The organism is Yeosuana sp., assembly GCF_057126245.1.
In genome coordinates this window covers 23,596-49,877 of the sequence record NZ_DBNGMQ010000111.1, presented here as the reverse complement: position 1 = coordinate 49,877, position 26,282 = coordinate 23,596, and the positions used below count along the sequence as shown (strand labels likewise).

The window sequence follows — 26,282 nt, the reverse complement described above, 5'->3', positions numbered from 1 at the left end:
TTGACTATTTAATATCTTAACAAATAGTTTATTAACAGTTTTAGTATATGCTTTAACAAAACACTAACACTGAGCGAAGTGATTAGTAACTAAATTGATAAAAGCAAATCAACAAATCAATCAAAAAACTAACAATTTTGTTTTTAGCCCTATGAGAATAGGGCTTTTTTTAGAAAGCTTAAATCTTTAAATCATTTAAGTATGTACAATTTGTTCATCTGCGTTAAAAACCTTTAGATGATTCATTCCCATGGTAATTGCTTCTTTATTTAGAGGAATAAGGTGATGATATCGTTCAGAAAGCGATTTTTTTAATCCACTTAAAACGTTTTCAAGTTTTACGATAGGTTTTATTTTTAAGAAGGCACCTAGAATAATCATATTAAAAACTTTTTTGTTACCCATTTCCGCTGCTAATTTAGCTCCTTCAATTTGATAGATTTTAATATCTGTTCGCGTTGGATGATGTGAAATTCCGTTCGTGTCATAAAGTAAAATACCGCCAGTTTTAACAGTGCTTTCAAATTTATCCATAGATTGTTGATTTAAAATGATGGCAGTGTCATATACTTTTAAGTACGGAGAACTTATTCTTTCATCACTTAAGATAACAGTAACATTTGCGGTTCCACCTCTCATTTCCGGTCCGTATGATGGCATCCAGCTTACTTCCTGGTCCTGCATAATACCAGAATAGGCTAAAATTTTACCCATTGACAAAACACCTTGACCACCAAACCCTGCTATAATTATTTCTTCAGACATGATTCTTATTTTAATTTACCATTTACTTTGATGTCGCCTAACGGAAAGTAAGGAAACATATGTTCTTCCATCCAGATATTAGACTCATTAGGAGTCATTTTCCAACCAGAATTGCAATTGGATACAATTTCAACAAATGAAAGTCCTTTTTTTAAGCGTGTATTTTCAAAAGCGTTTCTTATTGCTTTTTTGGTTTTTCTAACATGCTTATGTGTATGAACGGATTGCCTTGTAACATAATAAACACCCGGAAGATTGGCTATTAATTCTGTTATTTTTAATGGACTACCCATGTTTTTGATATCTCTTCCGTAAGGAGACGTAGAGGTGTGCATTCCTTCTAAAGTAGTAGGAGCCATTTGTCCTCCTGTCATCCCGTAAATACCATTATTCACAAAAATAATGACGATATTTTCTCCTCTGTTGCAGGCATGAATTGTTTCAGCTGTACCAATAGCAGCAAGATCACCATCTCCTTGATATGTAAACACATATTTTTCAGGCCATGTTCTTATAATTCCTGTAGCGACTGCTGGTGCTCGACCGTGGGCAGCTTGTGTCATATCAATATTCATAAAATCATAAGCTAATACTGAACAGCCCACAGGAGCAACACCGATGGTATTTTCAACAATACCCATTTCATCAATCACTTCCATAGTTAAATTATGCGCAGTACCATGACCACAACCCGGACAATACGACAAAGTCGTATCTGTCATGAGTTTAGTTTTACAGAATACTTGATTCTCAGGTTTTATGATATCTAAAATCTCCATGTTTTATAATTTTTTGTTCTAAAGCTTCTAAGACTTCTTCTGGTGTATGAATAATGCCTCCGGTTCGTCCAAAATGTTCTACAGGAACTTTATGTTCAACTGCAAGTTTCACATCTTCAACCATTTGACCAGAATTCAATTCAACACTTAGAATACCTTTAACTTGGTCGGCTAAGTCGAATAATTGTTTTTTAGGAAAAGGAAATAGTGTAATAGGTCTTAATAAACCTAGCTTTATACCTTTTTTGCGAGCTAATTCAACAGCTTTTTGGCTTATTCTGGCGCTTGATCCGTATGCAACAATTAAGTATTCAGCATCATCACATTGTATGGTTTCATAGCGTAAATCTTCAAGTTCCATTTGGTCATATTTCTTTTGAAGTCTATGCACTCTAGCTTCCATTTTTTCAGATTGAAGATCAAGTGATGTTATAATGTTTCTATTTCTATTCTTTTTTCCTGTAGTTGCCCAACTACCTTGGTTTTTTATAAGGTTTTGATCTGTAATTCTGTCTAGTTGATTATTAAGAGCAACTTTTTCCATCATTTGTCCTATAAGTCCATCTGAAAGGATTAGAACAGGTGCTCTATATTTAAAAGCAATATCAAATGCATCTGCTACAAAATCAGACATTTCCTGAACCGAAGCAGGAGCAAGGACATATAATTTATAATCGCCATGACCACCACCTTTTACAGATTGAAAATAATCAGCCTGCGATGGCTGTATCGTTCCTAGCCCGGGACCACCTCTTACTACATTTACAATCACGGCTGGTAATTCTGCCCCAGCCATATAAGAAATACCTTCTTGTTTTAGCGATATACCTGGGCTTGAAGATGATGTCATTACTTTTTTTCCAGTGCTAGCGGCACCATATACCATATTAATGGCTGCCACTTCACTTTCGGCCTGTAAAACAACCATACCGGTTCTTTTTTCAGGACGCTCGGTCATTAAATATTCAATGACTTCAGATTGCGGCGTAATAGGATAACCAAAATAAGCATCAACTCCAGCTCTAATAGCAGCTTCAGCCAATGCTTCATTTCCTTTCATTAATTTTAATTCTGACATATAATTTTTCTTAAATTATTCAGACGTTTTAACACGATATACTGTTATAGCTCTATCAGGGCACACCAAACCACAGTTAATACATCCTGTACAGTCTTCCGGATGTTCCATATAGGCAAAATGAAATCCTTTTCTGTTAACATCTGATGACATACCAATAACTTTTTCAGGACACACAGGAATACAAACTTCACAGCCTTTACAAGTTTCTGTATTAACTACTATCGCACCTTTAACTTTTGCCATATTGATAATTTTACACGTAAATAACCCCTAATAATTTTATTATATTCAAAATTATGTATTATTTAATAATTAAAACATGATAATTATCAAGTTTGAAAACACAAATTATCTAATTACTAGCGTGATTAGCTAATGTAATTCCAAATGTTTTTGTATTTACCTAATTGTTTATAGGTTTCTATGATGTTTTTATTCTCAGGACGCCTAAGTGAAGGGTCGAGTTTTAATATATTTTTGGCATGATACCTCGCCAATTGAAATATATCTTTGTCTTTAACAATATCAGCAATTTTTAAATTTAAAACGCCACTTTGTTGTGTTCCCATAATATCCCCGGGACCACGCAATTTTAAATCAACTTCCGCTATCTCAAAACCATCATTAGTTTTAACCATGGTTTCTAAGCGTGTTTTACTGTCATTACTTAATTTATGACTCGTCATTAATATACAGTAGCTCTGTTCAGCCCCACGACCAACGCGCCCTCGTAACTGGTGTAACTGAGATAATCCAAATCGTTCAGCGCTTTCAATAATCATGACTGAAGCATTAGGAACGTTAACGCCAACTTCAATCACAGTGGTTGCGACCATAATTTGTGTTTCGCCTTTTATAAAGCGCTGCATTTCATAATCTTTATCGGCAGGTTTCATTTTACCATGTACTATGGATATTTGATAATCTGGTAATGGGAAGTCTCTTGAAATACTTTTATAGCCATCCATTAAATCTTTATAATCCATGGCAGAACTTTCCTGTATTAATGGATAGACTATATAAATTTGTCTTCCTTTCTTTATCTCATCCTTCATAAATTTAAAAACATTCAACCGATTTTTATCATATCTATGAACTGTTTTTATTGACTTTCTTCCTGGTGGTAATTCATCTATCACAGAGATATCTAAATCACCATAAACCGACATGGCCAAAGTACGTGGAATAGGGGTAGCGGTCATAATTAAAACATGCGGCGGAAATGTGTTTTTATGCCATAATTTGCTGCGTTGTGCAACTCCAAATCGGTGTTGTTCATCAATGATGGCAAGGCCTAAATTTTTAAATTTCACCTTGTTTTCAAGTAGAGCATGGGTACCAATTAAGATGTGTAATTCCCCATTTTCTAAAGATTTATGAATTTTTTTTCTATTTGAAGTTTTAGTTGATCCAGTAAGTAATGAGATACTGATATTCAATTTATTACATAGTTCTTTGAGTCCATTATAGTGTTGGACTGACAAAATTTCAGTCGGCGCCATTAAGCAGGCCTGAAAACCGTTGTCAAGTGCTATTAGCATTGACATTAGTGCTACTATGGTCTTTCCGGAACCTACATCGCCTTGCAAAAGTCGATTCATTTGTGCATTACTTCCTAAATCTGCTCTAATTTCTTTTAGAACTCGCTTTTGTGCATTGGTTAATTCGAAGGGTAAATATGATTTATAAAACGTATTAAAATAAGAACCTACATTCCTAAAAGGATAGCCTTTTATTTTTGATTTATGAATAAGATTTTTGATTATTAATTGTAGTTGAATATAAAATAATTCTTCAAACTTTAATCGGTATTGTGCCTTCGCTAAAAGCTCTTGATTTTTTGGAAAATGCACATTAAACAGAGCCTCACTTTTATTAATGAGTTTTAAATTGTTTCTTAAATCATCAGATAGCGTTTCAGTAAACCTTCCTTTAGCTTCTAAAAATAATTGCTGCATGATTTTTATAATGACGCGATTTGTAATACCCTTATTTGATAGTTTTTCAGTTGAGGGATATACTGGTTGCATCACACTTTGAAGATTCTTCTGGTGTTCTTCAAGAAGTTCCATTTCTGGATGGGGCATATTAAACTTATTGTTAAACCAATTAGTTTTTCCAAAAACCACATAGGGCTTATTTAGTTTTAAGCTCTCTCTAATCCATTTATGACCTCTAAACCAAACCAATTCCATAACACCTGTATCGTCTTTAAAAGTTGCAATTAAACGCTTTGAGCGACCTTCACCGGCGTTCTGTAAGCTTATGATGACGCCAGTAACTTGAACATCGGATGAGTTTCTTTGTAATTGATTTATTTTATAGTAATGTGTTCTGTCAATATACCTGTTTGGAAACAGATTGATTAAATCCTGATAAGTATGAATACCTAGTTCTTTACGAAGTAAATCGGCTCGATTGGGCCCAACGCCTTTTAAATAATCAATAGGAGTTTGAAGATTGGTATTCATAGAAGACGAATTTAAACAATTCAATTAAAAGTTTAAACACATATTGTAAGCATTTATAATCTATTGCTTTTACTTATTGTTATACATGTTAGATAAGGTGTTCTTTTGTCATCTCTGTGTGAATTAAATAATTTTTAGAATGCACATTTCTTAATATCTTATTAGATTTAGATTATTTTTATCTGTATTAAAGATTTCTTTTTAAAAAATCTTGAAAACAATACACTTTTAGCGCGTTATTCTATTTCAATAGTTAAATTTGAAATTTAAAATCATAATTAATTATAATTATTAATGAGAAAACTCAACGAATTTATTTGGGAAACACATGGAATTCATGCTGGTACAGAACAGGATCATGTTAAGCATGGTATTGATAGGTTGGAAGATATTGTTGATAAAGCCATTGAAGCTAAACATCCTAGTATCACCTTCATAATTCATTCGCCACGTTTAACTAATTTTAGATACATTGCCGAAAGAGATACCAATGTAAAATTTATTCGCGGTAATAAATCGTATTTAAATTATCCAAAACGTATTGCAAATCTTCGTGAAAAATATAATGGCCAAATTAACATTAAATATGGTGTAGAATTAGAATGGATGGGGCCAGATTTAGGGTTACAGTGGAGTAGATCAAAGATTTTTCAGGCCGAAGATGCCGATTATGTGATTGGATCTGTTCATTTTGCTCCTGAAGGATTGCCTTATGATGGTTCTAAAGAAGAAGCTCTTGAGTTACTTAAAATGCGAGGTAGCCTAGAAGCTTATTGGGATGGCTATTTTAATGAAATGATACAAATGATTGAATGCTTTGGCGATATGATTCAGATTATTGGTCATATTGATTTGCCAAAGCTTAATGTTGATATGCCCGACGCTCTCATGAATTTTGAAACCAGTTCTCATCCATTAGCTAATAAGTTTAGAACACTTTTAGAATTGATTGCAGACCGCAACTTGTCTCTAGATGTTAATATGGCTGGTAAATTTAAAGGTGTAGGTGTGTATCCTGTTCAGGGTATATTGCGCAGAGCTAACGAACTGCATATTCCAGTTTGTGTTGGTACAGATACACATCATGTACGTTATTACGGGTTAAACTTTCAGGAAAGCTTAGAGTATATTCGGGAAGCAGGTTACGAGAGTTATGTAAGCTATTCCAAATTAATTCCAGAAAACAGGACGATTTTTGATGACCACGAGTTAAAAGTGAAATATACCGTTTTAAACAAAGGGATTGAATTGTTAAACCAGCGATTAGATAGTGATCAAAGACGGATTATTCCTGATTTCTCATTTGGAGGTTCGTTTCTAGAATTTGTTGACATCTATAAGAATGCGACAGGTATGGGGGATTACAATGCCATTAGAATTAGAAAATGGGGTAAGTCAATTACGATTACCAATGAGATCCCTAAAATGACGAATCAAAAGGTAAATGGATTGTTTTCGGAACATTTAGATGAACCTGGTGTCATTTCATCATTGTTTAACACCTTGGCGTCAGAAGGTATTAATGTGGAAACTGCCCGATTAAAATCTAATAATGATGGCACTGCTATGGCGTTTTTATCTATTGAAAGTGATAACGGTAACGTTATAAATGCGATTGATTTTATTAAAGGAACGGATGCTGGTCTCTTTAAAAAATTGACCTATAAAGAAAATGCAGAACTACCAAATTATTATAGCGAGGGTGTTTACTTATTAGAAATGGATGGTGTTAAACTAAATTTGGCATTAAAAGAAAAAGTAATACTTACGAAACATCATAATGCGCCGGGTGTTCTTTTGATATTGCTATCTGCTTTAGCTTCAAAGCATATTAATATTATAGATTTACGATTAGGAAAACTGAATAATACGGGCTATTCTGCTATAGCAACAGATGGTGATAGTAATATTATTAAAAATTTATTATCAAAATTAGGAGACCAATATTATGAAGCTAATCTAATTGAGTTTCACAGTATGTAGTTTCATTTTTTGTATGTTTTATATGAATCGTTTTATAACTATAATATTTTTTTTTGGTATTCAATTTTCGATAGCCCAACAAAGTCAATATGTAGATTTTAAAACGGCTAAAGCTAATCTTGTTTTTGGAGATATAAAGAAACATGAAGTTGGGGGAACTATTACTTATGAGTTTCAAATTTTAAAAGATATTGATTCTATTTTTGTTGATGCCATAAACATGACCTTTGAAAACGTTTCATTAAGTAATGAAACTATTTCGTATTCAAATGATGGTAAAAAGTTATGGTTGAAATACGAGTTTAAAAAGGATTCATTGTATCAATTGTCATTCAATTATAAAGCATCGCCAAAAAAATCTATATATTTTATAGATTGGGGTATTGAAAATGGTAACCGGCAAATATGGACTCAAGGACAAGGGAAATACACGAGTAATTGGTTACCTAGTTTTGATGATATGAATGAAAAAGTCGAGTTCGATTTAAACATCACTTTCGATAAAAACTATGACGTTATTGCTAATGGTAAATTAACCAATAAACAAATTAACGATTCCACAATAGCCTGGCATTACGATATGCAACACCCCATGTCGAGCTATTTAGTAGCTTTAGCAATAGGTAAATACGATAAAAAAGTTACCTACTCTAGCAGTGGTATTCCATTAGAAATGTATTATTACCCAGAAGATTCTCTAAAGTTTGAACCAACATATCGCTATACAAAACAAATCTTTGATTTTTTAGAAATAGAAATTGGTGTTCCATATCCATGGCAAAATTATAAGCAAGTCCCTGTAAAAGATTTCTTGTATGCAGGTATGGAAAATACGACCACTACTATTTTTTCCGATGCTTTTGTAGTTGATTCGATAGCCTTTGTTGATAAAAATTACGTAAACGTCAATGCGCATGAACTCGCACATCAATGGTTTGGTGATTTGGTGACGGAAACCTCGGGAACACACCATTGGTTGCAAGAAGGATTTGCAACCTACTATGCGTTACTAGCAGAACGAAGCGTATTTGGAAACGATTATTATTATTGGAGACTGTTTGAATACGCTCAAGAATTATTAGAGCAAGATAAAGCTGGACAAAGCACTTCTTTGCTAAATCCAAAATCGAGCAGTACGACGTTTTATAAAAAAGGCGCCTTGGTATTACATATGCTTCGTGAAAAAGTTGGGGATAAACCTTTTAAAAAAGCAATACAAAATTATCTTCAAAAACACCAGTTTAAAAATGTTGAAACTGAAGATTTTATAAATGAAGTAGAAAAGACGAGTGGACGAGATTTAAAATCATTTATCACACTTTGGTTAGAGAGTGATGTTCTTAACTTTGATGGGATTATAGAAAATTTAGAGTTGAATTCAACATCTATCAAGCAATATCTCCAATATGACTGTAAAGAAACTCCTGAAATTTGTAAATTATTTTTATTAAATCAAAATGATTCGTTTTATAAAGAAAGAATTGTTGAAAGTTTAAAAAATAACATTTCTAAATCTACATTTTTAACAGATGACATTAAAACTCGTCAAGCAATCGCCAAATCATTAGTTGCGGTCCCTTCAAATTTGAAACAAGATTATGAGACACTTTTAGATGATAAATCGTATCTTACTATGGAAATAGCTCTCTACAATCTTTGGAAAAATTTTCCTGAAAGCAGGAAAGAATATTTAGGAAAAACAAAAGGTGTTTATGGGTTTAACGATAAAAATGTACGAATGCTTTGGTTGGCATTAACCTTAAACACACCTGAATTTGAATTTGGTAATAACGATGTGTATTTTGAAGAATTAAGAAATTACACGAAACCAAGATATGATTTCAATATTAGGCAAAATGCATTTCAGTATTTAAGCGCAATGCAAGCATGTGATTCTATTTGTAAAGCCAATTTGCGAGAAGCAACACAGCATCATAATTGGCGTTTTTCTAAATTTGCAAAAAGCATGTTATCTGAAATTTCAGAGACTAAAGAATAATTAATAAAAAAATGAATGCATTAGTTATTTCTGGTGGCGGTAGTAAAGGTGCCTTTGCAGGCGGCGTGGCGCAATATCTTATTGAAGCGCTAAAACGCGATTATCAATTATTTATTGGAACCTCTACAGGGAGTTTGCTAGTCTCTCATTTAGCTCTAAATAATATTGAAAAAATTAAATCGGTTTATACAAATGTTACTAATGAAAGTATTTTTAACGTTTGTCCGTTTATTATTAAAGAAAAGCACGGTAAACAGAATATTGCTATTAATCATTTCAGTGTATTATTGAATTTTTTAAGAGGGAGTAAAACCTTTGGCGAAAGTCAGAATTTAAAAAAACTCATTAAAAACACATTATCAAAAGATGATTTTTTAACTTTAAAGAATTCATTGAAAGACATCGTGGTTACGGTGTCAAATTTATCTTTAAATCAGGTAGAGTATAAGTGTTTAAAAGACTATGATTATGATGAGTTTGTAGAGTGGATCTGGATTTCGTGTAATTATACGCCATTTATGACACTAGTTAAAAAAAATGGTTGTGAATATGCTGATGGAGGCTTGGGAAGTATGGTGCCTATTGAAGAGGCAATTAGTCGTGGAGCAACAGAAGTTGATGCGATAATTTTACAAACAGAAGTGACTCAATTAAATAGAATGCCATCTAGAAACCCTTTTTCATTATTAACTAACATGTTTGGTTTTATGTTAGACCGAATTGAATCTCAAAATATTAAAATTGGTAAATATGTAGCAACTCATAATAATACGGTCATAAATTTTTATTTTACTCCAACCGTATTAACGACAAATTCATTAATTTTTAATAAAGATAAGATGACAGAATGGTGGCAAAGTGGCTACAATTTTGCGCAGCATAAAAATCAAGAAGTAAGCCCCATAGAAATCTAATTATGAAAACTTATTTTTTAAATCGTTAGCTAGACAACATATCAGAAAAGGGTATTCACTTCACTTTAATAGAATAATAAATAGTAATAAATGAAAGCATTAGTAGTGTCTGGTGGAGGCAGTAAAGGAGCATTTGCAGGCGGTGTTGCGCAATACCTTATGGAAGAGAAAAAACATGAGTACGATATGTTTTTAGGAACCTCTACAGGTAGTTTGTTAATCCCACACCTCGCCATAAATAATATTCCTAAAGTATATGATATTTTTACCAATGTCAATCAAAAAACTATTTTTAGTATCAACCCTTTTATTCAGCGGAAAAAGGATAATCGAGAGTACGTAACTATAAATTATTTTAATTCTGTTTTGCAGTTTATTCGAAAGAAGAGAACCTTTGGAGAGAGTAAAGCTTTAAGAAGAAACATCTTTAAAAATTTTACCATAGAAGAATATGATATTATAAGAAAAACGAAGCAAGATGTTGTTGTAACCGTGTCTAACTTATCAAAAAATCGAGTAGAGTATAAGTCTATTAAAGACTTTAGCTATGAAGAATTTTGTGATTGGATTTGGATTTCTTGTAATTACATACCATTTATGTCATTAGCCACACGAAATGGATTTGAATATGCCGATGGTGGTTTAGGTTGCGTTATACCCATTAGAGAAGCTATTTTAAGGGGTGCAACTGAAGTTGATGCGATTGTCTTAGAAAGTGAAAATTTAGAATACAATAAGGTGCTTGGTAAAAATCCTTTTTCGTTACTAATTAGTTTGTTTGGTCATTTGTTAGATCAGGTTGAAAAGGGAGATATTGCAATTGGCAAGTTGGCCGCAGCTCATAAAAATGTAAAACTTAATTTATATTATACACCAACGCAGCTTACTGAAAATTCTTTGATTTTTAGTAAAAAATTAATGATAAAATGGTGGCAGCAAGGTTTTGATTATGCAAAGGGAAGAAATCAAAATGGTTTAGAAATGAATGAATTGAGGAATAAGTAATATTACCATAGATCATTCACTTCTTCTTTTATAAAAGACAGCGCAGTATCACTAGGAGCATGTCGCTCCATCATTTCGGTTAAAACGACTTCGCGAAGTTTGTTGGCAGTATCAGTTTTTTCAAGTAAACTAGCTTTTCTTATTAATTGAATCGTGGTATTTTTTGAAGCATTAATTATGCTCCAACATTTATCACTGATATAAATTTGTTGCGATAAATTATGTTCAAATTCTTGTTCAATGTTTTGTATAATTAAGGATGCATATTCCTCTTTATTTGAGGTGTTTGGAGTTACTCTTATTAATAATTTTGAAGGTTTTATTCTTTCTAAAAAAATAGTTAAACGCTCATAAGCTTGTAATCGTAATGGCAAAGACTCTACTTGCATATCTTTTTTTAATAAAAAGCGTCTTCTGCCATCTTCATTGTTTGTATGAGTTTTAAAAAAATAATAAGCAATAAGCCCTGTTATTAAAGAAGGGACAGTATATAAAATCAGGTCAAATAAACGATTTACTTCCATTTTTTAAATTTTAATTTTTTCTATAAAAACCACCCAAATATAAACAATCTTTTAATTGTTGCATATTTTCAAAAGGGACTTTTATTTTTCGTTCCCAAATGTCATATTTAATGTATTTGAATATTTTAGTCATCATCATTTATTTTTATGTTGGTCATTTTAATCTGTTAGGGATGCTCGTAACTTGCTACGTACGTAATTTTAATAAATTCTTTTCTATAGCGTTTAAAATATGCAGCCAGTCGTTCAGATTTTAAAGTTGGATTAATTCTATTTTGTAACCATATGCTTTGGGTTAGCATACCGATATGTCTTTAAAAAAAAGATATCTCGAAAAGCTATAATATATAAAACAATTAAAGGCCATTACCATTAAGAAATAGATATAAAAAATAAATTTAGAAACCAAAAAAAGATAATTGATTTATAAAAATATATAAAATAAAGGAATCCTGTAAGAATTAGAATTGTTTATAATTATTGATAAATCTACTCGATTAAAAGCATAACTATAGTTATTTTCACATCGTAAAATTATATAACCTTTGGAGAAGTATTTAAGTCAGTTAAATGAAGCACAATTAGAGCCAACTTTACAAAAAGATGGCCCTATGATAATTATTGCAGGTGCGGGTTCTGGAAAAACACGTGTATTAACGTTTCGTATTGCTTATTTAATGAATCAAGGTGTCGATGCCTTTAATATTTTAGCACTCACTTTTACCAATAAAGCGGCTCGTGAAATGAAAGAGCGTATCGCTAATATAGTTGGTAATAGCGAAGCAAAAAATTTATGGATGGGTACGTTTCACTCCGTATTTGCAAGAATTTTGAGAAGTGAAGCCGATAAACTCGGATATCCAAGTAATTTTACCATTTATGATACTCAAGATTCTGATAGGTTGATTGCATCCATTATTAAGGAAATGAGTCTTGATAAGGATATCTATAAGTATAAGCAAGTGCGTTCTAGAATTTCATCATACAAAAATAGTTTAATCACAGTTAGAGCCTATTTTCAAAATCCAGAATTGGTTGAAGCGGACACCATGGCAAGACGCCCAAAATTAGGTGATATTTATAAAGAATATGTAGACAGGTGTTTTAAAGCTGGTGCTATGGATTTTGATGATTTGTTATTGAAAACAAATGAGTTACTCACGCGATTTCCAGAGGTGTTGATGAAATACCAAAACAGATTTAAATACATTTTGGTTGATGAGTATCAAGATACCAATCATTCGCAGTATTTAATTGTTAGAGCGTTGTCTGATAGATTTCAGAATATTTGTGTGGTTGGTGATGATGCACAAAGTATTTATGCCTTTCGTGGTGCGAATATCAATAATATTTTAAACTTTCAAAAAGATTATGATGATGTGAAGGTTTTTCGTTTGGAGCAAAATTATCGTTCTACAAAAAACATAGTTAATGCAGCTAATTCTATTATTGATAAAAATGAAACTAAACTTGATAAAGTAGTTTGGACAGCTAATGACGAGGGCAATAAAATTATAGTCAATAGATCCTTAACAGATGGTGATGAAGGACGTTTTGTGGCGAGTACTATATGGGATAATAAGATGCAACATCAATTGAAAAACAGTGATTTTGCAGTGTTATATAGAACCAATGCGCAATCTCGTGCTATTGAAGATGCTTTGCGAAAGCGTGATATTCCTTACAGGATTTACGGGGGATTATCCTTTTATCAGCGCAAGGAAATTAAAGATGTCTTGTCTTATCTAAGGCTGATTGTTAATCCCGCCGACGAGGAGGCTTTAAAGCGTATTATTAACTTTCCCCCAAGAGGAATTGGACAAACAACAGTTGATAAATTAATTGTTGCGGCAAATGGTTATAAAAAGACCATTTTTGAAGTCATCAAACATATTGATAAAACCGAAGTCAATGTGAATTCAGGTACCAAGACAAAACTTCAGAATTTTGTAACCCTTATTGAAAGTTTTCAGGTACTCAATAAAACAGCCGATGTTTTTGAGTTAGCAGAGCATGTTACCCGTGCCAGTGGTTTAATTAGAGAATTCAATAAAGATGGAACACCAGAAGGTGTAACAAGAATGGAAAATATTGAAGAACTCTTAAATGGTATGAAAGATTTTGTTGAAGGTCAAAAAGAATTGGCTGATACAACAGGATCATTAGCTGAGTTTCTTGAAGATGTTGCTCTTGCAACCGATTTAGATGCTGATAAAGGGGATTCTGATCATGTGGCCTTGATGACCATTCACTTGGCAAAAGGTTTAGAGTTTCCTTATGTTTATATTGTTGGACTGGAAGAAGATTTATTTCCAAGTGCTATGAGTATGAATACAAGAAGTGAACTGGAGGAGGAACGTAGATTGTTTTATGTAGCTGTCACACGTGCCGAAAAACAAGCGTATTTAACCTATGCGTTGTCAAGATACCGTTGGGGAAAATTGATAGATTCTGAACCTAGCCGTTTTATAGAAGAAATTGACGAGCAATATATAGAAAACACAACGCCCATAGAAGAAAGACGTTTTAATCCCATGCTAGATGCGAACATTTTTGGAGATGTTGAACCTAATAAAATTAGGTTTAAGCCGGCAAAAAAGGCTGTTTTACAAAAGAGAAGTGCTTCAAATGCTGATGCTGAAAAGTTTCAGGTAACTACACCTAAGAATCTAAAACCCGTCACAAAAACCACCGGAAACACGAACTTGTTCGATAGTAATTTAGTGGTTGGTAATTTGGTTAAACATATTCGTTTTGGAAATGGTAAGGTTATTAAAATTGAAGGTGTAGGCGCTGATATAAAAGCTGAAATTAATTTTGAAAATGGGGGTGTTAAAAAATTGTTGTTGCGTTTTGCAAAATTAGAAGTGATAGGTTAGCCTTATTTAATCATGCACACAGAATTGATGTGTCCGTTATCATCATATTCCATAACAGAGTTGTTAGGATCAACAATCCATTCACCATCAACAATAAATTTGTAATGATGTTTACCTCCGGATAAGGGAATTACATACTTCCAACCATCATCCATTTTAAGCATTTTAATTTCATGTTCGTCCCAATTATTAAAGCTTCCTGTTAAAATAACCTCACGAGCATCAGTATAACCACTAAGTTTAAATGCAGTATATTCTTTTATATTTATATGAGAGTTGTTTTCACCAAACTCATTGACAACTTTATCAATATTATCTGGGTCTTCCATCCACTTCCCATCCACAATAAACCTATATTGATATTCACCTGGTTTTAATTGCAATGTAAGATGCCAACCTTCATCTGTTTTATTCATTATAAAAAGATCTTCACTCCATCTGTTGAAACTTCCAGATAAAATAACTTTTCTTGCATTTTCATACCCTTTCAAATTAAATTGTACATTTCCGTTTTTATCGGGGTAAGCCGTAAATAGCTTTAAATTATAGGTATGAAAATTAAAGCCATATTTCGATTGAGCCGGTGATATGTTTATATCGTTCTTTGAAGGTTCTGCCCAATAGGTGTTGTTTATCACGAATTTGAACTCCCAAGAAAATTCATCCGTAAAATCTATTAATTTTTTTCGAAGCTCATAGATAGAATCATTGATTTTATCCATCTGCCATTTATCTTTAGACCAATCATTAAATTGACCAGATACCACAACACTTTCAATATCAATATCATCAAAATCACGTTTAAAATTAATGTTATCTGCTGATGCTTTTTTATAATCATTTTTATGAAAAGAGAACACAACATCATCACCCTCAATTCTATACCCTTTATATGGATAATCTTGAGCAATTGATGTGAAACTTGTTAAAGCGACAACAATAAAAACAATATGTAAAATCAGTTTTTTCAATGTGCTGTTTTTGGGTAATCAATAAAATATAATTTTTCTTTTTTATAATTAATGATCGTTCTTTTTTGCTTAAAAAATTCATAACCTAAAATACCATCTAAATAAGTTCCAAACGCTTTATTCATATTACTAAGGTTTGTTAGAATGGTGTACATTGGACCAAAATAAACAGTTTTACTTACCTTTACACGATACAATTTTCCTAATAAAACCTCTATTTGATTATTTGCGGCACCAGATAGCAACAATCTCTTTTTTGGAACAAAATATTTTAATACTTTTTTATTTATACTTTTATTTATTTGATTGAATTCTGCACCACTATCTAATCCAAATTTAAGATTTTGTTTATTAATCGTAGTATTTAATATGATGGTATGATTTTTTAATTTAAAATTTATGCTATCAACAATTTTTTCTAAATATACTTTTTCGTTGAGTTTATTACCAAATTGATCAATTTTACTCAGTGTAATTTGATTTAAGTACAAATCGATAAAAACTTCGTAATCTTTTAAAATACTGAAACCAATAACACCTAAAATACTGATATTCTTACTTTTTTCTATGTGCGATAAATTTATAATATCAGAATTTGTACCAAATAGTTTAAAATTTTGTAATCTAAATTCTTTAACTCTTTTTTTATGGATTATGTCAATTTCAGATAAAATGCCAGACGTTTGATTGCTTTTTTCATCATATTTATATACCATAGGAAAATGTACCTTATTAAGAATAAGTGTTTCAGACCCCGTATCTATTATAAAGTTGCCTGTTTTATTTAAGATTTCGGCTTCTACAACTATTAGATGATCAATTAGCTTAAAAGGGATTCGTGTTGTATTACTATTTAATATTTCAGATTTGGGAAATGTAATCGTATTTAATGTGCCATCCAAAGCAAATAAAGAAGGCATACTAAAGAAGAAAATTAGAAAGTATGAAAATAATTTCGTCATACTAAAAAGACTATTTTTTCATCAAATTGTTACATAATTAAATAGTTTAATAACAAAACTTAATAGTATTTAAAAATGTGCTTAATTTGTATATAATTAATTAATAAGGAATTCTATGGCTGAATTTTTAAGAATATATGAAGAAAACCCTAATCCAAAAGAAATTGACAAGGTCATTAAGATTCTAAAAAATGGGGGGTTAATTATTTATCCTACGGACACTGTTTATGGTTTGGGATGTGATATAACCAACTTAAAAGCATTAGAGCGCGTAGCCAGAATTAAACAAGTAAAACTTGAAAAATCTAATTTCTCGTTTATCTGCCATGATTTAAGCAATTTGAGTGATTATGTGAAGCAAATTAATACTTCAACGTTTAAGATATTAAAAAGAGCTCTTCCAGGGCCTTATACGTTTATACTTCCGGGTGCTAAATCATTACCAAATCCATTTAAACAAAAAAAAACAGTTGGTATTCGTGTACCTAACAATAATATTGCGTTAGAGATTGTAAAACAATTGGGTAATCCTATTATATCAACCTCGATAAGAGATGAAGATGAAATTTTGGAGTATACTACGGATCCTGAGTTAATATTAGAAAAATGGGATCATTTAGTTGATTTGGTTATTGATGGCGGATATGGCGATAATGAACCATCAACGGTTATCGATTTATCAGAAGAGGAGCCTATTATTGTTAGAGAGGGCAAGGGGAGTTTGGAGATTTTTTAATGAGCTGTATGCCATTTTCGTCAGCGCAAATCTTTCAACTGTCGCTCAAGCCAGACTAAAGTGAAGTAATCTATAAGTCGTGTGCGTCATTGAGAAAGAAAGGAAGCAATCTTGTTGGTTTTAGTTCCATTTATAAGATTATTTCGTCATTTTCTCTATGCCCAAGAAGGCGCATTCGCTAAAAAAGCATACTATACATTTTATTTAGGCTCTGTGCCGTAATAACGGTTCAATTGATGAAATGACTTTGGTTGTTCCTTCCTTGCAATGGAGAATTGAAGTTATTTTGTAATACATTAAAGGATTTAATCAGTTCGTTATGTGTTGTATTTCGCGATAGGGATAGTAGTGAAAAGCCCTCAGCGAGGCAAGAGCGAGGATTTGTAACATATTGTGCGACCTCCTTTGGCAAAGACAAAAAAAGAGCCCAATCTGATGATTGAGCTCTTTAAAATTATTTTTATCAGGATTTTATTTATCTCCTGCAGAAAGATTTTTCATTTCTTTTTCTATCATATCATAGAATTGATCAATTTTTGGTAATACTACAATTCTAGTACGTCTGTTGGTAGCTCTGTTTTCAGCTGTATCATTTGATACTAATGGCACATATTCTGCACGACCAGCAGCAATTAATTGTTTCGGATTAACGCCTAACTCCTGTAATACTCTTATAATAGATGTAGATCGTTTAACACTTAAGTCCCAGTTATCTAATAATGGTTCTTTTCTGTAAGGTACATTATCCGTATGTCCTTCAACCATACATTCAAAATCTGGTTTACTGTTAACAACTTTAGCTACTTTAGCTAAAACTTCCTTTGCTCTGGTAGTTACGTTGTAGCTTCCACTTTGAAATAATAACTTGTCTGCAATTGAAATAAATACAACACCTTTTTCAACGTTAATTTCAATATCTGGATCATTTATTCCAACTTCACGTTTAAAACTGGTGACAATAGCTAGAGTGATACTATCTTTCTTAGTTAACGCATCTTGTAAGCGTGTAATTTTAAGTTCTTTTTCTTTAATACTTTCTAACGTTTTTTCAACATTAGATGCACCTTTTGATGATAAGACCTGTAAATTGTCATTACTTTTTCTTAAATCAGCAATTTGTTCTTCAAGTGCAGTTGCTCTGGCAGTTGAAGCAGCTTTGTCTGCTAAACAACTGTTTAATTTTACTGTAGCTGTGTTTAATAAATCTTGAGTTTCTTTTTGTTTAGCTTCTAACGATGTATATTCTTTCTTTGAAACACATGAACTTAGAAGCATTAAAATTGAAAAGCTGAGAACTAAAAGTTTTTTCATAATTATTTAGTGGATTAATTTTTTTATTGGGTTATTATTACAAAAGTATATAAAAATCAGTCGTTTTTAGCATTTTAACAAAACTTTTACTAACTATTTACAAACTTTTGTAAAGTCTATTATTATATACGTAATAGCTTAAAACAATAGATGTTTTTTTGTAATATTTTGTTTTTTTTGTAAAAGAGCTTCTTTGAATTAATAAGGTCTTTAATTGAACGTAAAAACTAAAATGAGCATGAATAATGGCTAAAAAATGATTAAACTTAAATTCAAACAAATATTTGAGTCCAGCTAGCCCATCTAAAATTAATCGTGTTAAGATTAAAAAAAATAAATTTCCTTTAGCATTTTTAGTTAAGGTAAATAAACTATTTCTAAAATTAAGATAGGTTTTCTTTGGATTTATGACGCTAAGTGTCGCTCCACCTACATGATAAACTTCAGATTTTCCGACGTATTTCACATCAAAACCCAAATTTTTTGTACGCCAGCACAAATCAATTTCTTCCATATGAGCAAAGAAGTTTTCGTCAAACCCATTTAAGTGTTTAAAAACATTGTTTCTTATAAAAAAACAAGCGCCTGAAGCCCAAAAAATATCAGCAACATCATTGTATTGTCCGTTATCTTTTTCAATTGTATTAAAAATACGTCCTCTACAATAGGGATAACCAAATTTATCAATAAAACCACCAGCAGCTCCTGCATATTCAAAAGTATCTCTGTGCTTATAATCTAATAATTTGGGTTGTATGATGGCTGTATTCAATTCCTCACTAAATATTTCAATAATTGGTTTTAACCAATCTTTCGTAACTTCAACATCATTATTAAGTAGGCACAAAATATCTTCATTCACATTTTTTAGCGCCTCATTATAGCCTTTAGCATATCCGCTATTTTCATTATTATTTACTAACTTTACAGTCGGATATGTCTCTTTCATAAAATCTATCGAATTATCTGTAGACCCATTATCAGCGACATATATGGTCGCTTCTTTTGAATGCTCTATAACTGAAGGTAAAAACTGCTCTAAAAGTTTTTTTCCGTTCCAATTCAATATAACAATAGCTATCTTCATTTTCGGTAATCTGGAATATCCTTTAAAAATTGATATTTTTCTTCTTTAAAGTCCATCTGACAATAATAATGATTTAATCCATTAGTAACCATTAAATAATTGGCATTTAAATTTAAATTATATTGAGCAATTTGATCAAATGTGTTTTGATTAATTTCAATTGTTGGTGATTTACATTCAACAATTAAATAAATGGTGCCATCAGGTTTAAAAATAACAATATCATAACGCTTTCGTAACTTATTAACTTTCAATTCCTTTTCTACATTTATTAAAGATTTTGGATAGCCTTTGTTTTCAATTAAATAATGTATGCAATGTTGTCTAACCCATTCTTCTGGCTGCAGAATAACAAATCTTTTACGTATCACATCGAAAATAGAAATTTTATTTTCGCTATTTTTGAATCGAAACGAAAACTTAGGAAAGTTTAGTTTTTGCAACACGTTTTAACTTTTGAATAATCAAAGTTAAACGACAATATTCAAATAACAAATAACTATATGCTTTTTTGAAATTTGGATGTTTTAATTTGAAATATTTGCATTTTGGACGACGTCAAACAATTAGTTACAGATATTAAAAACGGACTTATTAAACCCATTTATTTTTTAATGGGAGAAGAGCCTTATTACATTGATAAAATTTCTGATTTTATTGAAAAGAATGTCCTTTCTGAGGAAGAAAAGGGGTTTAATCAAGTAGTTTTATACGGTAGAGATATTACTATTGAAGATATTGTGGAAAACGCAAAACGGTACCCTATGATGTCTGAACGGCAAGTCGTTATTGTAAAAGAAGCTCAGGATTTATCTCGATCGATTGAAAAACTGGTGTCTTATGCCGAAAACCCTCAATTATCAACGATTTTAGTCATTAATTACAAATACAAAAAAATTGATAAGCGTAAGGCCCTTTATAAAACAATCAGTAAAAATGGGATTGTCTTTGAGAGTAAAAAGCTTTATGAAAACCAAGTTGCAGATTGGATAAGAAGAGTTTTGGTGTCTAAAAAATATACGATATCTCCAAAAGCAGCTCAAATGTTGGTAGAGTTTTTAGGAACAGATTTGAATAAAATTAATAATGAATTAGAAAAGCTTCAAATTATATTACCAAAAGAGAGTCAAATAACTCCAGAAGTTATTGAAGAGAATATTGGGATTAGTAAAGATTTTAATAATTTTGAGTTACGCAAAGCTATCGGAGAACGCAATGTTGTAAAATCCTATCAAATTATTAATTATTTTGCGGCTAATCCGAAGGACAATCCAATGGTGGTAACCGTTTCTTTATTGTTTAGCTTCTTTACACAAATACTTCAATTTCATGGGTTAGCTGATAAGTCTCCCAGAAATGTAGCCTCAAAATTAAAAATAAACCCTTATTTTGTGAATGAATATGTATTAGCTGCACATAATTTTCCTATGAAAAAAGTTAGTGCCATCATATCGTCATTACGTGAATTTGATGTTAAAAGTAAAGGTGTTGAATCTAATGCGGTTCCTCAAGGAGATTTACTAAAAGAAATGATGGTTAGAGTTTTTAATTAAGATAGTTTTTAAAAAATGGTAGCAATCGTTAACATAATCATGGTAAAAACTAACAAAATCAACACCAATGGCCAAACGAATTTTATCCACTTATCATAGCCCACTTTTACAATGGCTAAAGATGCTAAAATTAAACCAGTAGGATTTACAAATGCAAATAACCCCATTCCAAATTGGTAGGCATTAACAATCATTTCTCTTCCAATACCAACACCATCTGCTAATGGCGCCATAATGGGCATCGTTAAAACCGCCATACCAGACGATGAAGGAATAAAAAATGATAAACAACCATAAATGTATAACATGGCATTAATAAATATGCCTTTATTCATTCCATTGGTCATGTTACTAGCATAATAAAGCATGGTATCGCTTATTAAACCATCATTCATTAAAACCGTAATTCCTCTCGCTATCCCAACAATTAAAGCAACACCAAGCAAATCGCCTGCACCTTTAACAAACGTTTCTATAAAAACAGATTCTTTTATACGACCAATAAAACCTATTAGAATGGCACCAACAAGAAAAACAGTTGTCATTTCAGCAAACCACCATCCTAATATTGACACGCCATATACCATCACTATAAAGCTCATAGAAAACACAAATATAATAAGACGTAACCTCCATGTTAAATTTATATTAGTTAGAGTTATATTTCCAAAAAGCGCTTCTATTTCTAATTTTTGATCATAAATTATAGATTTTGAGGCATCATTTTTAACACGTTTAGCATACCTTAAAATGTATAAAACACAAATAAGGGTACCCAACGAATACATGATAATTCTAAATGTCATTCCAGATGTCCAATTAATACCAGCGGCATCTGATGCAATAATCACGCTAAAGGGATTAACGGTAGAGCACATACTTCCAATGGAAGAACCTACATATATCGAAGCTAAACCAACCATAGCATCATATTTAGCAGCAAGAAACACAGGGATTAAAATAGGGTAAAACGCAATAGTCTCTTCTGCCAATCCGAAGGTTGTACCTCCTATAGAAATTAAAAAAGTAACTAAAATAATAAGAATAAACTCTCGACCTTCTAATGCTTTTGCCATAAAGGCTATCCCTGCATCAAACGCACCAGTTAAGTTCATGATTCCTATTAATCCACCAATAATTAAAACAAGAAAAATAATATCTGCAGCCTCAATAATACCTTTAATAGGAGAGGTGATAAATTCTAATACTCCTTGCGGTTTGGCTTCTAATTCTTTATATGTGTTTGGTATATTTATAGGTTTCCAAATATCACCATCTGTAAATTTTTCAATAGGAATTTTAATATTTAAATTCGTTAAGGTTTCCTGAGTTGCTTCTTTTGATGTTTGTTTCTCGAGACTGTTTAAAATAAACATATTGTCTGAGGCATTATATACTAATGTATCGTACTTTCCTGCAGGAACAATCCATGTAAGTAATGCAACTAAAGCTGCTATGATAAGCAAAATAGTTTGGGCGGTTGGAAATTGAAGTTTTTTCAAAGAATATAGTTTTGTTTAAATAAAGATAATGCTAATTTAGAATAAATTTTATTGATACATATGAATGTTAATATTCACCATAGTTGGAAGAATCATTTAGAATCCGAATTTTCGAAACCATATTTTAAAGATTTAGCAGGTTTTGTAAAGGAAGAATATGCGAAGCACCAATGTTTTCCTCCATGTAATCAAATTTTTAACGCCTTTGAACATTGCCATTTTGATGACGTTAAAGTGGTTATTATTGGTCAAGACCCTTATCATGATGTTGGTCAAGCCAATGGATTATGTTTTTCTGTTCATGACGGTATTAAGCATCCACCATCATTAAAAAATATTTTTAAAGAAGTGGAAAACGATTTAGCAGTTAAGTACCCAAATAGCGGTAATCTTTCAAGATGGGCAGATCAAGGTGTTTTATTACTAAATGCTACGTTAACTGTAAGAGCGCACGCTGCAGGTAGTCATCAAGGTAAGGGTTGGGAAGTTTTTACAGATGCTATTATTAAAACGATAAGCGATAAAAAAGAAAACATAATTTTTCTACTTTGGGGCGGTTATGCTAAAAAGAAAGTTAAATTGATTGACACTAATAAGCATCATATATTAGAAAGTGGTCACCCATCTCCGTTGAGCGCGAATAGAGGGTTCTGGTTTGGTAACAAACATTTTAGTAAAACTAACTACCTGTTGGCACAAGCTCTTGATCAGCCAGTTCACTGGTAGCCTTAGTATTAGGTACGATAGGTTTCTTGTTTATTTCTTTTGAAGAAGTAGTTTTATTACAACTAAATTTCAATAGAAGGAAATTTACCATTACTAAAAACGATCCTAAAAGGGTAATTGTTAAAATCATGGAAAAGGGGATTTTTCTTGAAAATAAATATAAAAAATAAATCGACAAAACACGTTTTTAATCGTTAACAAAGCTTTAATTGTATGTGAATTTTACAAAATATTAAAAATTAACACATTAAAATTACAATATTACAAACTTAATGCTTAAATAATTATTAAAAAATACGTAGTTATGCGTACGTTTTATATTGAAAATTCAACAAAATAAAATTATTGATTCATATTATGTAATATTTGAGTCGTTAGTTTTTAAAATATTTATATAAATATAAAAATTAAGTTAAGGACTCCTCGAAGACCGAGCCCACCAAAGTTATTTTCTTTTTATTTTTCAATCCTGAAATACCTAAAAAGAATAGGACTTAATGCTTAATTTTAAATTAATACATAGCTATTAATAAAATAAAATTTATTTTTGAATAAATTATAGAAAATGGAAGATGTAAATTGGGTAACCGTTCAAGAATATGAAGATATTACTTATAAAAAGTGCAATGGGGTTGCTCGTATAGCCTTTAACAGACCCAACGTTAGAAACGCGTTTAGACCAAAAACAACAAGTGAGTTATTTGATGCTTTTTATGATGCTACAGAAGATGTTAATATAGGTGTTGTGTTACTATCTGCAGAAGGGCCTTCAACAAAAGATGGTGTCTACTCCTTTTGTAGTGGAGGCGACCAAAAAGCCAGAGGCCATCAAGGATATGTTGGAGATGATGGTTACCATCGATTAAATATTCTTGAAGTACAAAGATTGATTAGGTTTATGCCAAAAGCCGTTATTGCTGTAGTTCCAGGTTGGGCTGTTGGCGGTGGCCATAGTTTACATGTTGTATGTGATCTTACTTTAGCGAGTAAAGAGCATGCTATTTTTAAACAAACGGATGCAGATGTTACTAGTTTTGATGGTGGCTATGGATCAGCGTATCTTGCAAAAATGGTTGGTCAAAAAAGAGCTAGAGAAATCTTTTTCTTAGGCAGAAATTATTCCGCACAGGAAGCTTTTGATATGGGAATGGTTAATGCTGTTGTTCCTCATGACGAATTAGAGGCTACAGCATATCAATGGGCTCAAGAAATTTTAGCTAAATCACCAACTTCAATTAAAATGTTAAAATTTGCCATGAATTTAACTGATGATGGTATGGTTGGACAACAAGTTTTTGCCGGTGAAGCTACCCGATTAGCCTATATGACAGATGAAGCAAAAGAAGGTAGAAATGCCTTTCTTGAGAAACGGAAACCTAATTTTGAAAAAAAATGGATTCCTTAATATGAAAAATATTTCACTATGGGTTTCCGCAATGAGATTGAGAACACTTCCCTTGTCAATTTCGGGTATTATTTTAGCATCTTGTTTAGCAGAATACAATGGCGTATTTAATTGGAAAACCTGTACTCTAGCTATCTTAGCGACTTTGAGTTTTCAAATTTTATCAAACCTAGCAAATGATTATGGAGATGGTATTAAAGGAACAGATAGCAATAATAGAATTGGTCCAGAAAGAGCGATTCAAAGTGGTAAAATATCACCGGAAAAAATGTTTAACGGTATTAAAATATCAGTTTTAATATCTATTATTCTTTCAACGTTATTAATTTTTACATCTTTTAGAGCGCGACATTTTTTTCTAGCATTGACCTTTTTTATTTTAGGAACAGCTAGCATTATAGCTGCTATGAAATATACCATTGGAAAAAAAGCCTATGGCTATAGAGGTTTAGGGGATATTTTTGTGTTTATATTTTTTGGTTTGGTAAGTGTTATTGGCTGTTACGTCTTATTTGCAAAGCGCATCGATCATATAACTATTTTACCCGCCATAATAATTGGCTTATTGAGCACAGCGGTTCTCAACCTCAATAATATGCGAGATATTGAATCAGACAAAAAATCTAAAAAGTTAACATTAGCTATTATTCTAGGTGAAAAGAATATGAAAAAATATCACTATATTTTAGTGTTATTAGCTATTTTATTATCAGCCCTATTTGGAGTTTTATATTTTACATCTATATATAATCTCATGTTTATGATTATGTATATTCCTTTATTATTACATGTAATTAAAGTAAAAAATAATCAAGATTTAAAATTGCTAGATCCAGAATTAAAAAAGGTGGCTATTTCTACATTTCTTTTAGCAACCCTTATGGGAATAGGGTATTTGTTATAGATTTTTTGTATTTTTCTTATTTAAAAAATAATACTATTTAGACTTATGAAAATCACATTTTTGGGACATGCATCTTTAGGAATACAAGTTGGAGATATTAATATTCTAGTAGATCCTTATATATCTGCTAATCCAAAGGCTTCACATATTAATATTGAAGAATTAAAAGCAGATTATATCTTATTAACTCATGCACATCAAGACCATATTTTAGATGTTGAAGCAATTGCTAAAAGAACGAACGCTATTGTCGTTTCAAATTTTGAGATTGTATCCTATTTTGAAAAGTTAGGAATTGATGGACATCCTATGAATCATGGTGGTCAATGGGATTTTGATTTTGGAAATGTGAAGTACGTTAATGCCATTCATACTTCATCGTTTCCTGATGGAAGTTATGGTGGGCAACCAGGTGGGTTTGTTATTGAAGGCGAACATAAAAACATTTATATAGCAGGTGACACGGCTTTAACAATGGATATGCAGCTCATTCCTATGTTTATTAATTTAGATTTAGCAATTTTACCAATAGGAGATAATTTTACAATGGGAATTGATGATGCTATTATTGCCAGTGATTTTATTAACTGTGATAAAATATTAGGCTATCATTATGACACATTTGGCTATATAGAAATCAATCACGAAGAAGCTAAGCGTAAATTTTTTGATAAAAATAAAGACTTGATGCTTTTAGAAATTGGAGAGAGTATTGAACTATAATT

The 26,282-nt window shown here is 31.5% G+C and carries 23 protein-coding genes; 11 read left to right on the top strand and 12 right to left on the bottom strand.

The window, feature by feature from the left end:
* Positions 1-195: 195 nt before the first annotated feature.
* From AC15TD_RS14970 to recG, 5 genes are all read right to left on the bottom strand, one after another.
* Positions 196-765, bottom strand: a complete 570-nt coding sequence (locus tag AC15TD_RS14970; protein WP_484452950.1) for a 2-oxoacid:acceptor oxidoreductase family protein — start codon at positions 763-765, stop codon at positions 196-198.
* A 5-nt stretch (positions 766-770) separates the two neighbouring features.
* A complete protein-coding gene (locus AC15TD_RS14965) occupies positions 771-1,544 on the bottom strand; it encodes a thiamine pyrophosphate-dependent enzyme (RefSeq protein WP_484452949.1) in 774 nt (257 codons plus the stop codon).
* Positions 1,516-2,622: a 3-methyl-2-oxobutanoate dehydrogenase subunit VorB gene (locus tag AC15TD_RS14960; RefSeq protein WP_484452948.1), complete on the bottom strand. Its 1,107-nt coding sequence runs from the start codon at positions 2,620-2,622 to the stop codon at positions 1,516-1,518. Before AC15TD_RS14960 ends, AC15TD_RS14965 begins: the two co-directional genes overlap by 29 nt.
* A 15-nt stretch (positions 2,623-2,637) precedes the next feature.
* Positions 2,638-2,868, bottom strand: a complete 231-nt coding sequence (locus tag AC15TD_RS14955) for a 4Fe-4S dicluster domain-containing protein (RefSeq protein ID WP_484452947.1) — start codon at positions 2,866-2,868, stop codon at positions 2,638-2,640.
* A 125-nt stretch (positions 2,869-2,993) separates the two neighbouring features.
* Positions 2,994-5,096 (bottom strand): ATP-dependent DNA helicase RecG, encoded by a 2,103-nt coding sequence (gene recG / locus AC15TD_RS14950; RefSeq protein WP_484452946.1) that lies wholly within the window; start codon positions 5,094-5,096, stop codon positions 2,994-2,996.
* A 294-nt stretch (positions 5,097-5,390) separates the two neighbouring features.
* On the opposite strand from recG, the gene AC15TD_RS14945 reads away from it, so the two are divergent.
* The 4 genes from AC15TD_RS14945 to AC15TD_RS14930 all read left to right on the top strand — a co-directional run bounded on the left by AC15TD_RS14945 (position 5,391) and on the right by AC15TD_RS14930 (position 10,997).
* Positions 5,391-7,079, top strand: a complete 1,689-nt coding sequence (locus tag AC15TD_RS14945; protein WP_484452945.1) for a histidinol-phosphatase HisJ family protein — start codon at positions 5,391-5,393, stop codon at positions 7,077-7,079.
* A 22-nt stretch (positions 7,080-7,101) separates the two neighbouring features.
* Positions 7,102-9,078: a M1 family metallopeptidase gene (locus AC15TD_RS14940; protein ID WP_484452944.1), complete on the top strand. Its 1,977-nt coding sequence runs from the start codon at positions 7,102-7,104 to the stop codon at positions 9,076-9,078.
* 11 nt (positions 9,079-9,089) lie between these two features.
* Positions 9,090-9,992, top strand: a complete 903-nt coding sequence (locus tag AC15TD_RS14935) for a patatin-like phospholipase family protein (RefSeq protein ID WP_484452943.1) — start codon at positions 9,090-9,092, stop codon at positions 9,990-9,992.
* Positions 9,993-10,082: 90 nt separating this feature from the next.
* Positions 10,083-10,997, top strand: a complete 915-nt coding sequence (locus tag AC15TD_RS14930; RefSeq protein WP_484452942.1) for a patatin-like phospholipase family protein — start codon at positions 10,083-10,085, stop codon at positions 10,995-10,997.
* 2 nt (positions 10,998-10,999) lie between these two features.
* Here the strand turns inward: AC15TD_RS14930 and AC15TD_RS14925 are convergent, their stop codons facing one another.
* On the bottom strand, positions 11,000-11,521 hold the full coding sequence (locus AC15TD_RS14925) for a DUF7935 family protein (protein ID WP_484452941.1): 522 nt from the start codon (positions 11,519-11,521) through the stop codon (positions 11,000-11,002).
* A 545-nt stretch (positions 11,522-12,066) separates the two neighbouring features.
* Here AC15TD_RS14925 and AC15TD_RS14920 point away from each other — a divergent pair.
* Entirely contained in the window at positions 12,067-14,400 is a 2,334-nt protein-coding gene (locus AC15TD_RS14920; RefSeq protein ID WP_484452940.1) for an ATP-dependent helicase, read from the top strand.
* 2 nt (positions 14,401-14,402) lie between these two features.
* On the opposite strand, the gene AC15TD_RS14915 is transcribed toward AC15TD_RS14920, so the two are convergent.
* Both AC15TD_RS14915 and AC15TD_RS14910 read right to left on the bottom strand, forming a co-directional pair.
* Positions 14,403-15,371 carry a hypothetical protein gene (locus AC15TD_RS14915; RefSeq protein ID WP_484452939.1) on the bottom strand — a complete coding sequence of 323 codons (969 nt, stop codon included), beginning with the start codon at positions 15,369-15,371 and terminating at the stop codon, positions 14,403-14,405.
* Positions 15,368-16,333 (bottom strand): hypothetical protein, encoded by a 966-nt coding sequence (locus AC15TD_RS14910; RefSeq protein ID WP_484452938.1) that lies wholly within the window; start codon positions 16,331-16,333, stop codon positions 15,368-15,370. The genes AC15TD_RS14915 and AC15TD_RS14910 overlap by 4 nt, the downstream gene beginning before the upstream one ends.
* 115 nt (positions 16,334-16,448) lie before the next feature.
* On the opposite strand from AC15TD_RS14910, the gene AC15TD_RS14905 reads away from it, so the two are divergent.
* Positions 16,449-17,069: an L-threonylcarbamoyladenylate synthase gene (locus AC15TD_RS14905; RefSeq protein WP_484452937.1), complete on the top strand. Its 621-nt coding sequence runs from the start codon at positions 16,449-16,451 to the stop codon at positions 17,067-17,069.
* 471 nt (positions 17,070-17,540) lie between these two features.
* Here AC15TD_RS14905 and AC15TD_RS14900 read toward each other — a convergent pair whose 3' ends face one another.
* From AC15TD_RS14900 to AC15TD_RS14890, 3 genes are all read right to left on the bottom strand, one after another.
* The gene (locus AC15TD_RS14900; RefSeq protein ID WP_484452936.1) at positions 17,541-18,380 is read right to left on the bottom strand and encodes an OmpA/MotB family protein; all 840 of its coding nucleotides are present in this window, start codon (positions 18,378-18,380) and stop codon (positions 17,541-17,543) included.
* Between the two features lie 97 nt (positions 18,381-18,477).
* Positions 18,478-19,467: a glycosyltransferase gene (locus AC15TD_RS14895; protein WP_484452935.1), complete on the bottom strand. Its 990-nt coding sequence runs from the start codon at positions 19,465-19,467 to the stop codon at positions 18,478-18,480.
* Positions 19,464-19,910 carry a type I restriction enzyme HsdR N-terminal domain-containing protein gene (locus tag AC15TD_RS14890; RefSeq protein WP_484452961.1) on the bottom strand — a complete coding sequence of 149 codons (447 nt, stop codon included), beginning with the start codon at positions 19,908-19,910 and terminating at the stop codon, positions 19,464-19,466. Before AC15TD_RS14890 ends, AC15TD_RS14895 begins: the two co-directional genes overlap by 4 nt.
* A gap of 105 nt (positions 19,911-20,015) precedes the next feature.
* Here AC15TD_RS14890 and holA point away from each other — a divergent pair, with 105 nt between their 5' ends.
* Complete coding sequence (gene holA / locus AC15TD_RS14885; protein WP_484452934.1) at positions 20,016-21,020, top strand: DNA polymerase III subunit delta; 1,005 nt, start codon at positions 20,016-20,018, stop codon at positions 21,018-21,020.
* Between the two features lie 8 nt (positions 21,021-21,028).
* On the opposite strand, the gene AC15TD_RS14880 is transcribed toward holA, so the two are convergent.
* Complete coding sequence (locus AC15TD_RS14880) at positions 21,029-22,522, bottom strand: YfcC family protein (RefSeq protein ID WP_484452933.1); 1,494 nt, start codon at positions 22,520-22,522, stop codon at positions 21,029-21,031.
* Positions 22,523-22,582: 60 nt separating this feature from the next.
* On the opposite strand from AC15TD_RS14880, the gene AC15TD_RS14875 reads away from it, so the two are divergent.
* The 4 genes from AC15TD_RS14875 (at position 22,583) to AC15TD_RS14860 (ending at position 26,280) form a co-directional block, all read left to right on the top strand.
* Entirely contained in the window at positions 22,583-23,248 is a 666-nt protein-coding gene (locus AC15TD_RS14875) for a uracil-DNA glycosylase (protein WP_484452932.1), read from the top strand.
* 565 nt (positions 23,249-23,813) lie between these two features.
* Complete coding sequence (locus AC15TD_RS14870) at positions 23,814-24,653, top strand: 1,4-dihydroxy-2-naphthoyl-CoA synthase (protein ID WP_484452931.1); 840 nt, start codon at positions 23,814-23,816, stop codon at positions 24,651-24,653.
* 1 nt (position 24,654) lies between these two features.
* Complete coding sequence (gene menA / locus AC15TD_RS14865; protein WP_484452930.1) at positions 24,655-25,557, top strand: 1,4-dihydroxy-2-naphthoate octaprenyltransferase; 903 nt, start codon at positions 24,655-24,657, stop codon at positions 25,555-25,557.
* Between the two features lie 45 nt (positions 25,558-25,602).
* Entirely contained in the window at positions 25,603-26,280 is a 678-nt protein-coding gene (locus tag AC15TD_RS14860; protein ID WP_484452929.1) for a metal-dependent hydrolase, read from the top strand.
* Positions 26,281-26,282 lie beyond the last annotated feature (2 nt).